The organism is Rhizobium chutanense, from assembly GCF_002531935.1.
Taxonomy (GTDB): Bacteria; Pseudomonadota; Alphaproteobacteria; order Rhizobiales; family Rhizobiaceae; genus Rhizobium; species Rhizobium chutanense.
In genome coordinates this window covers 244006-258741 of record NZ_NWSV01000004.1, presented here as the reverse complement: position 1 = coordinate 258741, position 14736 = coordinate 244006, and the positions used below count along the sequence as shown (strand labels likewise).

The window sequence follows — 14736 nt, the reverse complement described above, 5'->3', positions numbered from 1 at the left end:
GCCTTAGGCCTCCTTGTACCAGAATGCATCCGGCATGTAGATGCCGAGATAGGAGGTGGGATCGAAGCCGTAGAGGGCTTTCGCCGGCATGTTCTGCAGCTTGGCGGCGCGAAGGATCGGCTGCAGCGTGCTGTTGATCAGGCCGATCGAGAACACCTGCTGCGTATAGAGCGACAGCATTTTGTGCCAGATCACCTGGCGCTCCTCGAATTTCGCCGTCGAGCCCCATTGGCCGAGCAGATCGACCAGTTCGGCCGCTTCCGGCAGGTCGGGGGCCGTGCCCTCCTGGCCGGCCGAGAGATAGTGCATGCCCCAGAGCGGCCATTGCAGCTGATCGTCGAGGGTCGGCGCCAACCCCGAGGGCGACATGTCGGCGGTCGGCACGCCATTGTCGAGGCCGTACCAGATCGACATCATGATCGTGCCGCTCATGGCGCGGTTGCGGAAGACGTCGCGCTGCGAGGTTCGGGTATAGAGCGCCAGGCCGATATTGGCCCAGTGGTCGTGCACCAGTTCCAGCACGTCGGTATCGAGATTGCTCTCGCCGGCGGTCTCGACGGTGATCTCGGCGCGCCGCCCGTCCGGCAGCAGGCGGATGCCGTCGTCGCCGCGTTTCACCAGGCCGAGTTCGTCGAGCAGGCGGTTGGCCTCGTCGGGATCGAACTTGACGAAGGCGTCGGCATATTCCTGCTTGAACAGCGGGCTGTCGGGCAGAACGGTATCGGCGCTCGGCGTGCCCAAGCCGTAGAAGGCGACCATGTTGATCTCGTGCCGGTCGATCGCCAGCGATAGCGCCCGGCGCAGGCGCACGTCGCGGAACAGGCCGCGCCACACCTCGTCGGCGCAGTTGAGGTTCGGCAGGAGCGTGATGCGCGAGCCGCGCGCGACCTTCCACAGATCGACCTTCACGGGGAAGCGCTTCTCGGCCTCCTTCAGGAAGGTGTAGTCGTTGAAATCGATACCGGTCGCCTGCAGATCGGCTTCGCCGGCCCCCGCCTTGGCGGCGATGATCGACGATGAGGAGACGTTGAGGATGAACCGGTCGAGATAGGGAAGCTGCCTGCCGGTCTCGTCGACGCGGTGGAAGAACGGGTTGCGCTCGAAGACGAACTGCTCGGCCGGCAGCGGCGTCCTGTTGTGCCAGGGATCGAGCGTCGGCAGGTCGGGATTCTCAGGCCGGTAGGATCTGGCCATCTTGATGTGCAGGTCCTGCCATTTCTTGGCGCGGTTGGCCTGCATCATCTGTTCCATCTTCGCCTGGTCGGGCTGATACTTCTTGTGGAACTGCTTGAGGTAGTGTGCCGGCCCGACGATGACGAGCGGTATGGGCCCTGCCAGGGTCGGCAGGAACATCGGGTTGGGTTTTTCCCAGCTGTAGCGAACGGTCAGCGCGTCGAGCATCTCGAAACGCGGCAGGCTGCCGTGCGGGCGAAGCTCCAGCGCGCCGCCGCCCGGCGTCAGCTTGTCGTTCAGGATGACGTCTTCCCACCAGTAGCGGAAATCGTCGGCGGTGAACGGCTGGCCGTCGGACCATTTATGGCCTTCGCGCAGCGTGAAGGTGAACACCGTGTCGTCTTCCGATTGGAAATCGGCGAGAATATCGGGCTGGAACTGCAGGTGCTTGTCGTAGCCGACCAGGCGGGCATAGCCGTAGATCGTCATGAAGCGGATGTCGCGCTGGCTGCCGATGATGGTGCGCACCGTGCCGCCGTAGCTGCCGGGTTCGAGCCCCATTTCCTTCAGGTTGACGATGCGCGGGTGGGCAGGAAGGCGCTCGGCCATCGGCGGCAGGCTGCCTGAGGCGAGTTGCTCCTTCAGGAATTCCGGCTCGCCGGCCTGTTGCGCCCGAAGCACCGAAGGCGCGATCGCCGCACCGACGAGGCCGCCCAGAAAAATACGACGCGTCACCATGAGCGCAACTCCTTGGCATCGGCGCCCTTGCGGGCGCGCACCAGATGGCCGTCGCCAAGATCGGCATAGGCAAGCTCGGAAGCGTCGTCATGCTCGGCGGTAAAGGTCGCCCCCCAGTTCTGTTTGTCGGCGGCGCCGTTTTCCCGGAGCGCCTTGAAATCGAGCGGCCGGTCGAGATCGGGGAAGGGGACGGCGGCAAGCAGCGATTTCGTATAGGGATGCACCGGATCGCGCAGGATGATCTCGCGCGGCGCGATCTCGACGATGCGGCCCTTGCACATCACGGCGATGCGGTCGGCCATGTAATCGACGACGGCGAGATTGTGCGAGATGAACAGATAGGTCAGCCCCAGCTCCTTCTGCAGGTCCTTCAACAGGTTAAGGATCTGCGCCTGGACGGAGACATCAAGGGCCGAGACCGGCTCGTCGAGGATGACGAGCTTTGGGCCGAGCGCCAGAGCGCGGGCGATGCCGATGCGCTGCCGCTGGCCGCCGGAAAAACTGTGCGGGTAGCGGCTGAGGTAACGCTTGTCGAGGCCGATCGCCGCCATCAAGCCTTCGACCTTGCGCTTGCGCTCGTCGCTGTCGCCGCGGTCATGGATCTCCAGCGGTTCGCTGAGGATATTGCGCACCGTCATGCGCGGCGAGAGCGAGGAGACCGGATCCTGGAACACCATCTGGATCTTGGTACGCAGTTCCTGCAGCTCAGCGCCTTTGACGGACAGTACGTCGATGACTTCCTTGCCGTCGTTGAACACGACGGCGCCGCCGTCCGGGGTGACGGCGCGCATCAGGATCTTGCTGAGCGTCGTCTTGCCGCAACCGGATTCGCCGACGAGGCCAAGACATTCGCCGCGGCGGATGTCGAAGCTGACGTCGTCGACGGCGTGCACGACGGCGGCTTCCTGCTTGCCGAGGAAACTGCGCTTGCGCGTCTTGTAGGTCTTCGAGAGATTGGCGACCGAAAGCAATGTGCCCGGCGCTTCCGCCTGCAGCGGCTTCTTCTTGCCGACGAGGGTTTCGAGATTGACCGGCACGTCGCGCAGCGCCTTCAGCCGCTCGCCGGGTTTCATGTCGAAATGCGGAACGGCGGCCATCAGCGCCTTGAGATAGGCATGCTGCGGGTTGCGGAAGATCGCCTCGACTGGCCCGGCCTCCATGATCTCGCCGTGGTAGATGACGACCACCTCGTCGGCCATGTTGGCGACGATGCCGAGATCGTGGGTGATGAGCAGCATCGCCATGCCGAGCTTGGCCTGCAGATCGCGCAGGAGCTCGAGGATCTGTGCCTGGATCGTCACGTCGAGCGCCGTCGTCGGCTCGTCGGCGATCAGGAGCGCCGGCTTGCAGATCAGCGCCATGGCGATCATGGCGCGCTGGCGCATGCCGCCCGACAGTTCGAACGGATACATATCGTAGGTGCGGTGCGGATTGGAGAAGCCGACGAGGCCGAGCATCTCCTCGGTCCTTACGCGTGCTTCCTGCTTGTCGACATCGGTATGGATCAGCAGCACTTCGCTGATCTGGTTGCCGACGGTGTGCAGCGGCGAGAGCGAGGTCATCGGCTCCTGGAAGATCGTCGCCATGCGCTTGCCGCGCAGATCGCGCATCTCTTCGCTGTCGCGCGGCAGCGACAGGATATCGGTCGTGCTGCCGTCGAGCGGATCGGTAAAGAGGATGCGGCCCGACGCCTTGGCCGGGTTGGGCAGGATGCCCATGACCGACTGGCTGATCACCGATTTGCCGGAACCGGACTCGCCGACGAGCGCGGTAACCTTGCCCGGAAGAATGCGAAGATTGGCTTCTTTTACGACACGCAGCCGGTCGCCGAAAACCGAGAAGGAGACGTCGAGATTTTCAATACGCAACAAATCCGCTGCAGACGCCATACCAATGAAATTCCCCAGTCTTCTGTGTTCCCGTTAAGGCACACTATCGTACCGCAAACGGGGTGTCTAGCAGATGACAATTGCGGGAAAACTGTCGCGTTCCGCCAAAGTTCCCTTAGGCGAAGCACGCAGATCGAGGACGGAGTCTTGGCGTTTTACTGGATGAATTTCTCCATGCTCGTCTGCTTGACTTGTTTCTTGGCGTCGCGATGCAGGAGGATGACCTGCTCGGCTTCCGACAGCCCGTTCTGCACCGCCTCGCGGAAGCTGTCGTCGACATTGATCTCGGGGGCCGGGGCGCGCGGCTGCAGCACCGTGACCTTCTGGCGGATGCCGCGCAGCTTCTCTTCGCCGAGCCTCGTCCATTCGCCGCCGCAATAACCGGCGAAAGCCTGGCTGGCGACGACCTCGCGGCCGTATTTCTTGGTGAGGATCTGCAGCCGCTGCACCTCGTTGACCGCCGAGCCGAAGGCGGAGAAGGTCAGGCGGTCCTTGAGGCCGACATTGCCGAACATGACGTTGCCGACATGCAGGCCGATGCCGTAGCCGACCTTGCTGAGGCCCTTCTGTTCGCGGTCGTTGTTGAGTTCGGCGACCCGCGCCTGCGCCTGATGCACGGCCGAAAGGGCTGCCTCGCAGGCGATTTTCGACGGATCCTTGTGGCGCCCGCAGGGATAGACGGCGAGGAAGCCGTCGCCGAGGAAGCTCAGGATCTCGCCGCCATTGCGGTTGAAGGGAGCCGCGATCGCGTCGAAGAACTGGTTGAGCGTGTCGATATAGGCCTGGCGGCCCTCTTTTTCGGCATACATGGTGGATTCGCGCATGTCGCCCATGACGAGGGCGGCGCGGATCGTCTCGCCGTCGCCGCGGCGGATCTGGCCGTTCAGCACCCGTTTGCCGGCATCGCCGCCGAGATAGGTGGTCAGCATGTTGTTGGCGAGCTTGCCGAGCACCGCCATCTTGGCGGCGACCGCCAGATGATTCTGCATCCTCAGAAGCGCGTCGATCATATCGTCGGAAAAGCCGTTATGGTGGTCGGTCGACCAGGAGCCCATCATGCCCTGCACCGAACCGTCGCCGAAGGGCTGCACGAAGGCGAGGTAATCGGTGATGGCGTCCTTGCGCAGATCCTCGAAGATCGGAAACTCGGCCGGCCCTTCCTGCATCAGCCGGCGGCGGATGTGCTGCAGATTGTTGTCGAGCAGGTAATAATAGGGGCTCTGCAGGAAACGATCCGGCTTCTGCCCGGCCGGCATGCGGAAGCCCTCGATGGTGACGCCGCTGGCGCGCCGCCAGGTGAAGCTCAGCGCGTCGTAGAGCGGATGCAGCATCGAAAAGGTCAGATGCACACGCGCGATCGGCAGGCCGGCGGCGGCGAGCCTCTCACAGAAGCCGCGCACGATGTTTTCAAGCTCGTCTCCGGCCAGCGAAGAGTTCGTCAGCCATTCAGCGACCCGGTCCAACAGGATGGAGGACACGCTGGATTCGATCGTGCTCATTCTCGGTATGATCCTCATCAGGCACGCCCATCCCCAAGAGCCAAAAATCCCCCCGGCCGGCACATGTTCATGCGCAGGTCAAAAGGAAATCAGGATGTACGAGCGGTATTATTTGTCAACGATCTGCCGAGAGCCCGGCAGCGGCACCCCTCTGCTCCCCTGCTGGGGATCGGACGGGCAGTCCTTTCATGGCGGTTCATTATCAAAAGTCAAAATAGGGATGCTGCAAATGCGAAACAATGGGAGCGGCATTTTTTTGTGCGCTCCAGTTGCAACGAAAGGGTGGGGCGAGTCATTTCGGCCACACTCCCGGGTGGAGTGGCATACGGCTTGACGCCGGGTCAGGAGGTGGATGCATCGTCCGCTGCGCTGACGTCGAGTTTGGCAGAAACAGTCCCCATTTTCCGTCATCCCAGGCCTTGACCCTGGGATCCACGCCCGCTGCTGGTGTGGAGGCCGGCATGGGTCCTCGGGTCAAGCCCGAGGACGACGGAGGGTGGGTTGGATCCTGGAGCAAGATAGCGCGGATACGGCCGCAGCTGCGATGTTGACATGGCCTTCGCCTGCCTCCTTGTCCTCCGGGCACCGATCCAGGTCGAGGTGACTTAGCCATTGGCTTAAACAGAGGTAGCATCGCCGGGGAGAAGAAGCACCGGGTTTAATTTGCCGCGATCATGCACTAGATCAGCTTCCTCTATTCCGTTTGAAAGATCCCGCCTTGGCCATCTCCACCTTCGACACGCTTCTGCAGAAGATCGAAACCCGCGCGGCGCGTGCCGGCGTCATCGGGCTCGGCTATGTCGGCCTGCCGCTGGCAATCGCGGTGGCGCGCAGCGGTTTTGCGGTGACCGGCTTCGACATCGATCCGGGCAAGATGGTGGCGCTCGAGGCTCGCCGCTCCTATATCGACGCCGTCAGCAACGAGGCGCTTGCCGCCGAGATCGAGGCGGGGCGCTTCCAGGCAACCACCGATTTCGCCGGTCTTGCCGCCTGCGACGTCATCATCATCTGCGTGCCGACGCCGCTGACCAAGCACCGCGATCCCGACCTTTCCTTCGTCGAGGCAACGTCGCGCTCGATCGCCGCACATTTGCGCCCCGGTCAGCTCGTCGTGCTGGAATCGACCACCTATCCCGGCACCACCGACGATATCGTCAAGGTCATCCTCGAAGGCACCGGGCTGAAATCCGGCGCGGACTTCTTCGTCGGTTTCTCGCCCGAGCGCGAGGATCCCGGCAACCAGCATTATCATACCGCCACCATCCCGAAGGTCGTCGCCGGCGACGGCGCGGAAGCGCTGGCGCTGATGAAGGCCTTTTATGGCGCTGCGGTCTCGACCGTCGTTCCGGTCTCCTCGAATGCGACGGCCGAGGCGGTGAAGCTTACCGAAAACATCTTCCGCTCGGTCAATATCGCCCTCGTCAACGAGCTGAAGACCGTCTATGCGGCGATGGGCATCGACGTCTGGGAGGTGATCGATGCGGCCAAGACCAAGCCCTTCGGCTACATGCCCTTCTATCCCGGCCCGGGGCTCGGCGGCCATTGCATCCCGATCGACCCCTTCTATCTCACCTGGAAATCGCGCGAATACGAGTTGCCGACCCGCTTCATCGAGCTGGCCGGCGAGATCAATTCGGCAATGCCGCGTTATGTCGTCGGCAAGCTTGCCGAAGCGCTCGACATTCGCGCCGGCAAGGCGCTGAGCCGCAGCCGGGTGCTGGTGCTCGGGCTTGCCTACAAGAAGAACGTTGCCGATATCAGAGAGAGCCCGTCGCTGCGGCTGATCGAGATTATCGAGGAGCGCGGCGGCCGGGCCGACTATCACGACCCCTTCGTTGCCGAGATCCCGCCGACGCGCGAATACCAGGCGCTGAAAGGCCGCAAATCGGTGGCGCTGACGCCGGAGGACGTTGCCGGCTACGATGCCGTGCTGGTGGCGACCGATCACGACCGGGTCGACTATGCGGCGCTCGCAAAAAGCGCCTCGCTGATCGTCGACACCCGCAATGTCTTCAACCGGCTCGGCCTTTCGGCCGATCACGTCATCAAGGCGTGACGGGAACTGCCGAAAGCGACTTGCCGGTCATCCGGCTCGCCGCCACCGCATAACCGCCTGATGCACCATCGATGAAATGCATGTGGTCGCGCGAAATCGGCGTCGGCACGAAGCAGGTCATTAGCGCCGAGCCCTGCCGATGCAGGCCGTAGCGGGCAATGCCCTTGGCCTGTGCCGCCTCCAGCAGCGTCTCGATCCGTTTCAGGTGCTCGGCATCGACGTCGACGGTCATCTTCAGCCCGTCGTCGAATTTGCGGAAATCGGAATTGCCGGCGACGTCGCTCTTGTAGCGGCGCGCATCGAAGCGGCCGAGCGGGATGCCGAGTTTGTAGCACGCCACGGTGATGGCAAGCTGCAGGAAGATGAAGAGCTTCTGCCGCAGCCGCCGTCCGGCCGGCGCGGTGGCCTTGGCCTCGCGATTGATGCCCTTCAGCGAGAAAGCGAATTTCGGCCCGTCGGCCGGCACTGGATGGCTGCCGCGGTTCTGCTCGGCGGTGATGGCGACGATGCCGTTGACCAGGGCGCGGAATTCTTCGCCCGGCCGGCCTTCGCCGGGCACGGCGATGATCGAGACGATTTCGCCGTTCTCGGCTTCGATCGGGCTCCAGCGGCAGGAGAGGCCGGTCAGATCCGGGCGGGTTCCGGCGGCGGCGCGCTCGACGCCGTAACGGCCGAGCTTCATCTGTCTTTCGGCCCAGCTGGTGCCGCCGCCCCAAAACATCGCATAGGTGACATGCGGGCTTGCCGAGTAGCGCGCGACCCGGACGTCGAGGCCCTCGGCACGGGTATCGGCGACCGGAACGATGGCGATGCGCAGCATCAGGCCGAGATCCTCCTCGACCCAGACTTGCACGGCTGCGAGTGCATCGCGCGCCGCCTTCTCCAGCGAGCCAGGAAGCGCAATCAGCGCGCCGTCGCCACCGAAGACGAAGGGATAATCGCCCTTGCCGACGGCATTCAGCACCGCCGATATGACGCTGGCGCCGGCCATGTTGACGTCCTTGTAACGGCCGCCGGCGATCGCCTGCGTCGAGCCGACGATGTCTGCGACCGCCAGCACCCATCCCTCGGGCAGCGGCCGATAATTGGCGGCATCGGTCACACCCTCGAAGGCGCTGAAGAGCGGCACGGCGGCAAAGAATTCTTCGTCGGTCACGGTTTTCATGTCATCGACCTTAGCACAGACCCATGTTGCCACTGCAACGCCATTTCCCATTTACGGCAATCGACTTGGCAAGGTTTCATGTGTTAGCACGCAACCACGATTTTCATGACGGATACGGAATAGATGAGCCGCCTCGACAGCTTCATTCGCCGGTTGACGGCTCAACGCGATATTCTGAACGCGATCATCGGTCTGGTCGGCGAAATCGAGGGCCCGGTGCTGGAATTCGGCCTCGGCAACGGCCGCACCTATGATCACTTGCGGGAGTGCTTTCCCGGCCGGCGCATCGTCGCCTTCGACTGGGAGGTCCGCTCCTATTCGGCTTCGACACCGGAGCCGCAGGACATGGTGACCGGCAATATCCGCGAATCCGGCCAGGCCTTCCTCGGCATTGGTGCCGCCCTTGCCCATGCCGATATCGGCACCGGCCATGACGAGATCGACGCGGTGACGCTCACCTGGCTGCCGCAGCTGATGGCCGGCGTGCTCGCCCCGGACGCCATCGCCGTCAGCGGCCTGCCGCTGGAGCATCCCGAACTGGTGGCGCTGCCGTTGCCGGAGGGGATCAAGGAAGGCCGGTATTTCCTCTATCGCAGGAGGTAGAGCGTTTCAGGTTTTCACGGAAGCGCTGAACCGCTCTAACTTTTTTTGACGCAATTCCGGGCGGAAAACCGCTTCGCACTTTTCCTGGAATTGCTCTAATACGCCACAGCATCAGCCCCGGCGCATTCCCGTTCACGCCACCAGACCCTTGGTCAGTTCCAGCGCCTGCCGTTCGAACAGCCGGCGGTAGATGCCGTTGTTCAGCCGGATCAGCGCCTGGTGGTCGCCTTCCTCGACAATATTTCCCTTGTCGAAGACCAGCAGCCGGTCCAGCGCCCGGACCGTCGACAGCCGATGGGCGATGACCAGCGTGGTGCGGCCGGTCATCAGGCGTTCCATCGCCTGCTGGATCTGGACTTCGCTCTCGCTGTCGAGGCTCGACGTCGCCTCGTCGAGGATCAGCACCGGCGCGTCGGCGAGGAAGGCCCGGGCGATGGCGACACGCTGCCGCTCGCCGCCCGACAGTTTGACGCCGCGCTCTCCCACCATCGTCTCATAGCCCTTGGGAAGGTCCATGATGAAGTTGTGGGCGCTCGCCTGCTTGGCCGCCTGCTCGATCTCGCGGCGCGAGGCGTTCGGCCTGCCATAGGCGATATTCTCCGCCAGCGTGCGATGAAACAGGATGGGCTCCTGCTGCACGATGGCGATCTGGCCGCGCAGGCTCGATTGTCTGACCCCCGCAATATCCTGCCCGTCGATGCGGATTACGCCCGACGTCACGTCGTGGAGGCGCTGGATGAGCTTGACGAAGGTCGTCTTGCCCGAGCCGGAATGCCCGACCAGCCCGACGCGTTCGCCCGGCTTGATGGTGACCGAGAAGTCCTCATAGAGCGGGGTGGGATGCGCGCCATATTGGAAGGTGACGCGATCGAAGACGATCTCGCCATCGCCGATCGCAATGGGCGTGGCATTCGGCCTGTCCTCGATGCCGAGCGGCATCTTGTCGAGCAGCACCAGTTCTTCCATGTCGTTGACGGCCCGCTGCAGATTGCGGATGTCCTGGCCGACATTCCGCAGATAGCCTTGCAGAACGAAGAACATCGCCAGCACGAAGGTGATGTCGCCGGGCGTTGCCAGCCCTGCCGCCACATGACCAGGCCCGTGCCCAGAATGCCGGCCTGCATGGATACCATCATGAAGCCCTGGATCGTGCCGCTCGCTGTGCCGCGCTTCCATGTCCGCCGCGTGCGGCTGTCCCATTTGGAGAGCACATGGCGCAAGCGTGCCTCTTCGCGCATTTCGGCGCCGAAGGCTTTGACCACCGCATTGCAGCTGATCGCATCGGCCAGCGCGCCGCCGAGCTTGGTGTCCCAGGCATTGGCAAGCCTTGCCGCCGGCGACACGAAGCCCATGGAGAGCGCCACGGTTACGCCGATATAGATCAGCGATCCCAGAGCCACGATCAGGCCCATGACCGGCCAGTAGCTGCCGAGCACGAGACTGGCGCCGATCAGCATGACGATGGAGGGCAAAAGCGCGACCAGCAGCAGGTCGTTGAGCGAGTCCAGCGCCCACATGCCGCGGGTGATCTTGCGCACCGTCGAACCGGCAAAACTGTTGGCATGCCAGTCGGTCGAGAATCGCTGCACCTTGTGGAAGCCGTTATTGACCACATCCGCCATGATGCGCAGCGTCAGCCGGATGATGCCGTTGAAGATGAACCAGCGCAGTGCGACGCTGGTCATGCCCAGAGCCACAACGACCACGAAGGCCCTGAGCGCCCCATCCGCCGCATTGCCGCCGGCGATGGCATCGACGATGCGGCCGGAGAATACCGGCACCATGACTTCGGCGAGCGTGCTTGCTATCACCAGCACGACGATCAGGCCCACCAGACCAAGCCGGTGGCGCCAATGTTGAAAAACAAAGCCGAGCACGTTGCGATAGGCATCGGCACGGAAATCGAGCTTCTTGCGAGTCATTTTAACCAGCCCGGCCCATGTCGACGCCGGTCCTCAAATCGAGAGTTAAAAGGCGCACAGCCCATGCGGGAGACAAAATGATCCCGTCAGATCAATCGGGCTATGAAGGAAGAGAAAACCGCATGTGGCGCGCTCGAGGCGGGCCGCGAATGGCAATGACTTAGCGTCGAGACATGCCACATGGGAAGGTTTCGATGAATGCTGGTGTCATGCAACGCCTCCCTTGTTCGATTGAGCGGTGAGCGTTTTCTACCGAACCAATTCGCTGTTGCCAAGCGGATATTTGCAACCTGCCGGAAAGTGATGCGGAAACGACACACCTTGTGCGCTTGCGAGTGAATGGTTCGGCGGACTTGCGTGCTCAAACGGCATCGCCGCCAGTGGCCTGCCTGGCTTATTGCAATTTATGCGTTTGAATTGTAGCTGGTTTTCAGCCGGAATTACTCGTTCCAAGATGCTGGTGAGAAATCATCAGACGCGCAACAAGCAAAATTGGGCATTCAAAGTGGGATTTACTGAGGCTGTTCGAACGGTTCTGATGCAGAAATATGCAACCTTCTCCGGCAGAGCATCCCGCTCGGAATATTGGTGGTTTATGCTATTTTGTTTGCTGGTGCTGTTCGTATTTGGAGTTCTGGCCGGTGGGCTCATCATGAGCGGAAGTGCGACACCGGTTGAAGCTCTCGCGGTTATCGGTGGATTGTTCATACTCACAATTCTCTTGCCGCTGATATCTCTGCAGGTTCGTCGCTTCCATGACCGCAACATTTCCGGTTGGTGGTATCTGGCGCTGATCGTCTTGGGCATGGTTCCCACTATCGGTTCCGTTTCGGGTCTCGCGATCACCGCTCTTTCCGTCCTGAGGGGCACGGATGGCCCTAACAGGTTCGGGCCGGATCCGTTGCGTCCCGACACGAGAGCAGAGGTGTTTGCCTAACATGGCTATCTGCCACCTACATTGCCGGCTCTGTCGCTCGCCGCGTCGGCTTAGTTTCGGTATCAGCGAACGCCTTTTTGAAGCAGCCAACTTCTTGCAATTTTTACGTTTGAATTGTAGCTGTTTCCATCGGAATTACTGGGGCGGCAAGACGGCGTGAGATCTTACGGCGCTTGCGGCAAGCAGAATGGGGCATTTCATATGGGGTTTACTGAAGCTGTTCGGACTGTGCTGAAGCAGAAATACGCAACCTTTTCCGGCAGGGCTTCCCGGTCGGAATATTGGTGGTTCATGCTGTTTTATTTTCTGGTGATGTTCGTACTTGGGTTTCTGGGCGGTGTGCTCGCCTTCGCTACCAGTGGCGGCGGAGCCGCGTCTCCGGCTAGTTACGCTGTAGTCATTTGCGGATTGTTCATCCTCGCGATACTTTTGCCGCTGACAGCTCTGCAGGTTCGCCGCTTCCATGATCGGAACATTTCCGGTTGGTGGTATCTCGCGCTGGTCATCCTGGGCTTTATTCCCTATGTCGGTTTCGGCACGGGTCTTGCGATTTTCATTATCGATGTGCTTCCGGGTACTGAAGGCCCAAACAAGTTCGGGGCGGATCCCCTGCGTCCGGAGATAAGAGCAGAGGTCTTTGCCTAGCGCATGACCATCCGCAAAGTCGGCCTGCCGGCGGCTCTGTTGCTCGCCGCTTTGGCTCAGCTTCCACCCGCAGAGGCGCAGGACAGCACCAGTCAACAGATTGCGAGCGGCGATCATCAAAGGAGCGCCGCCGGAGACGAATATGCCGCGCAGTGCTGGCAGAATGGATTGCGCTGCACGCTCGTCTATGGCGACGCCTCCGCAAAAGACGAACCGGTATCGAATACGACGACATCGCCACCGCAACGCCAGCCGTTGATCATCCCGCGCGAGCCGGTCGTCAGCGGTCCTCTGGCGGTTGCCGCCGTGCTTGTCGGTCTTATCGTGGTCATCGGCCTATGGATCCGCTTGGGCAATGGCGGTGTGCTTCTCTCATCGGCTCCGCGCGACGTGAAGCGGCGGGGAGAGGCGCCGGAAAGCTGGCGCATGTCGGCAGTCGACGCCGAGGAAAAGCCGAGCGATTTCCTGCAGCGCATTGCCGCCATGGCGGATCGCCGGCAGGCGCTTGTCCTGCTGCTCAGGCACTGCCTGCTGCACGCGGCCGACATGACCGGAACGCGGCTTTTCCGCTCGGATACGGAACGGGCGGTTTTCGCTCGCCTGCCGCGTGATATGCCCGAGCGCGAGCGCCTGGAAAATTTCCTGACGGCGGTGGAGCTCGTTCACTATGGCGGCCGCACGCTTGCGGAAAGCCATTTCGGCATCCTTCTGACGACCGCGCGCGGCTTGCTGTCAACAGGCAGAGTGGCCCCCAATGCGTAACTCGGGACCTCTTCTATTTCTGGGGCTGTTGCTTGCGCTGGCGGCGGTGGCAATCTTTGCGCTGTCGCGCGGCAGCGATTTCGACCACTCGCCCCTCGGCAACAAGGGGTTGGAATTGTGGCTGCAGGCCAAGGGTATCCCTGTCGTTCGATCCGACCCTCATATCGCCCGCGCGCCTTCGCAAATCTCGCTGCGCGTCATTCCTTTGTCGATCGGCCAAGGCGAGGCTGCCGCATCTCAGGCAAACCAGAAAGCGGATGACGCAGGCCCGCAAAACCCGGTCCGGGAGTCGAACCGCTATGCGCTGCCGACGCTGATCATTTTGCCGAAATGGCGCGGCAGCGTGTCGACGGAGGGGGTCGCCGACAAATCGGCGCTGGTCGATCTCGCCGATATCGGCAGCGAACTCGACAAGATCGGCTATTCCGATTTTGGCTTTGCCCGCAGCAAGACGGGTTTTGAAGCGGCGCAGCCGCAGCTGAAATCGGGCGAGCCAATCAAGATCGCCCTCTATCAGGCGCAAACCTTCGAGCGGTCGAGCCTGCCGAGCGGCTGCCGGGAGCTCGCCGGCACGCCGTTGGGGGCGCTGCTCCTGCGTTGCACGGATAATCCCAGCGTCTATCTGCTGTCGGATCCGGACCTGATGAACAATCATGGACTGGCTCTCGCCGACAACGCCTCCTTTGCCGTGTCGCTGGTGACGCTGTTGCGCAGAGCGGGCGAAACGCGGCCGGTCTATCTGGATACGGCAGGCCTGCCACTGGATAGGAAGAAACCGGTGGATGAGGGGCGCTCCTATGAGCGCTCCGCCAGCGATTTCAAGCGGTTTTTCGCCTATCCGCTGTCTCTCATCTGGGGAACGCTCATCCTCGTCGCAGCTGTTTGTTTCTGGCGCGGCGCCTATCGCTTCGGGCCGGCTTTGCCCGAGGTCTCCGCAAACACCGAGCTGTCGAAGACCGCCGCGATCGAAGCGATGGCGCGTCTGCTGCGCCTGTCGGGCAATGATGGGCGGATGACGGGGCAGTTCGTGCTGCATCTGCTTTCGGACAAGGCGCAGCAGCTCTTCGGCCCCGGAGCCGGAAACGAGGCCGGCATAGCGCGGCTGTTTCAGCGCCTGGCGCGCCGCGATCCGGCGGCGGCCAAGACATTGCATTCGTCGGCGCAGGCGCTGATCGATCGTGGACATCTGATGACGCGGGCGAGCCTGCACCGCAATCTCGAGACTTTCAGAAAATCGCTGGAACAGGATGATTTCAGGCCGGTCGGCCTGAAATCCGAATCTTCTTCCAAATCAAAGAATTAGAGCATGATGCCGAAGAGCGCCTACGCTTTTCGGCATCTTCAGGG

The 14736-nt window shown here is 62.3% G+C and carries 10 protein-coding genes and 1 pseudogene; 6 read left to right on the top strand and 5 right to left on the bottom strand.

Annotation, left to right across the window (positions count from 1 at the left end):
• Positions 1–3: 3 nt before the first annotated feature.
• The 3 genes from CO666_RS08575 to CO666_RS08565 form a co-directional block, all read right to left on the bottom strand.
• Positions 4–1911: an ABC transporter substrate-binding protein gene (locus CO666_RS08575; protein ID WP_097611636.1), complete on the bottom strand. Its 1908-nt coding sequence runs from the start codon at positions 1909–1911 to the stop codon at positions 4–6.
• On the bottom strand, positions 1905–3800 hold the full coding sequence (locus tag CO666_RS08570; RefSeq protein WP_097611635.1) for an ABC transporter ATP-binding protein: 1896 nt from the start codon (positions 3798–3800) through the stop codon (positions 1905–1907). The genes CO666_RS08575 and CO666_RS08570 overlap by 7 nt, the downstream gene beginning before the upstream one ends.
• A 155-nt stretch (positions 3801–3955) precedes the next feature.
• A complete protein-coding gene (locus CO666_RS08565; RefSeq protein WP_097611634.1) occupies positions 3956–5299 on the bottom strand; it encodes an adenylate/guanylate cyclase domain-containing protein in 1344 nt (447 codons plus the stop codon).
• 718 nt (positions 5300–6017) lie between these two features.
• Between CO666_RS08565 and CO666_RS08560 the strand changes: the two genes are divergently transcribed.
• Positions 6018–7355, top strand: coding sequence for a nucleotide sugar dehydrogenase (locus tag CO666_RS08560; protein WP_097611633.1), 1338 nt, complete (start codon positions 6018–6020; stop codon positions 7353–7355).
• On the opposite strand, the gene CO666_RS08555 is transcribed toward CO666_RS08560, so the two are convergent.
• Positions 7345–8520 carry a DUF3095 domain-containing protein gene (locus CO666_RS08555; protein ID WP_097611632.1) on the bottom strand — a complete coding sequence of 392 codons (1176 nt, stop codon included), beginning with the start codon at positions 8518–8520 and terminating at the stop codon, positions 7345–7347. The two genes, CO666_RS08560 and CO666_RS08555, sit on opposite strands and share 11 nt — an antisense overlap.
• A gap of 123 nt (positions 8521–8643) precedes the next feature.
• On the opposite strand from CO666_RS08555, the gene CO666_RS08550 reads away from it, so the two are divergent.
• Positions 8644–9123 (top strand): class I SAM-dependent methyltransferase, encoded by a 480-nt coding sequence (locus CO666_RS08550; protein ID WP_097611631.1) that lies wholly within the window; start codon positions 8644–8646, stop codon positions 9121–9123.
• Between the two features lie 132 nt (positions 9124–9255).
• Here the strand turns inward: CO666_RS08550 and CO666_RS08545 are convergent.
• Positions 9256–11045, bottom strand: a pseudogene (locus CO666_RS08545) (ABC transporter ATP-binding protein).
• A gap of 505 nt (positions 11046–11550) precedes the next feature.
• Between CO666_RS08545 and CO666_RS08540 the strand changes: the two are divergent.
• The 4 genes from CO666_RS08540 (at position 11551) to CO666_RS08525 (ending at position 14692) form a co-directional block, all read left to right on the top strand.
• Positions 11551–11982: a DUF805 domain-containing protein gene (locus CO666_RS08540; protein WP_097611816.1), complete on the top strand. Its 432-nt coding sequence runs from the start codon at positions 11551–11553 to the stop codon at positions 11980–11982.
• 201 nt (positions 11983–12183) lie between these two features.
• Complete coding sequence (locus tag CO666_RS08535; protein WP_097611630.1) at positions 12184–12627, top strand: DUF805 domain-containing protein; 444 nt, start codon at positions 12184–12186, stop codon at positions 12625–12627.
• A 3-nt stretch (positions 12628–12630) separates the two neighbouring features.
• Positions 12631–13389 carry a hypothetical protein gene (locus tag CO666_RS08530; RefSeq protein ID WP_097611629.1) on the top strand — a complete coding sequence of 253 codons (759 nt, stop codon included), beginning with the start codon at positions 12631–12633 and terminating at the stop codon, positions 13387–13389.
• Positions 13382–14692: a hypothetical protein gene (locus CO666_RS08525; protein WP_097611628.1), complete on the top strand. Its 1311-nt coding sequence runs from the start codon at positions 13382–13384 to the stop codon at positions 14690–14692. The genes CO666_RS08530 and CO666_RS08525 overlap by 8 nt, the downstream gene beginning before the upstream one ends.
• The last annotated feature ends 44 nt before the right edge of the window (positions 14693–14736 follow it).

Bases quoted from the DNA above. Each gene is read 5' to 3' on its own strand.
- CO666_RS08565 (WP_097611634.1), bottom strand. From the start codon at position 5,299: ATGAGCACGATCGAATCCAGCGTGTCCTCCATCCTGTTGGACCGGGTC.
- CO666_RS08530 (WP_097611629.1), top strand. From the start codon at position 12,631: ATGACCATCCGCAAAGTCGGCCTGCCGGCGGCTCTGTTGCTCGCCGCT.
- CO666_RS08555 (WP_097611632.1), bottom strand. From the start codon at position 8,520: ATGAAAACCGTGACCGACGAAGAATTCTTTGCCGCCGTGCCGCTCTTC.
- CO666_RS08550 (WP_097611631.1), top strand. From the start codon at position 8,644: ATGAGCCGCCTCGACAGCTTCATTCGCCGGTTGACGGCTCAACGCGAT.
- CO666_RS08525 (WP_097611628.1), top strand. From the start codon at position 13,382: ATGCGTAACTCGGGACCTCTTCTATTTCTGGGGCTGTTGCTTGCGCTG.
- CO666_RS08535 (WP_097611630.1), top strand. From the start codon at position 12,184: ATGGGGTTTACTGAAGCTGTTCGGACTGTGCTGAAGCAGAAATACGCA.
- CO666_RS08570 (WP_097611635.1), bottom strand. From the start codon at position 3,800: ATGGCGTCTGCAGCGGATTTGTTGCGTATTGAAAATCTCGACGTCTCC.
- CO666_RS08575 (WP_097611636.1), bottom strand. From the start codon at position 1,911: ATGGTGACGCGTCGTATTTTTCTGGGCGGCCTCGTCGGTGCGGCGATC.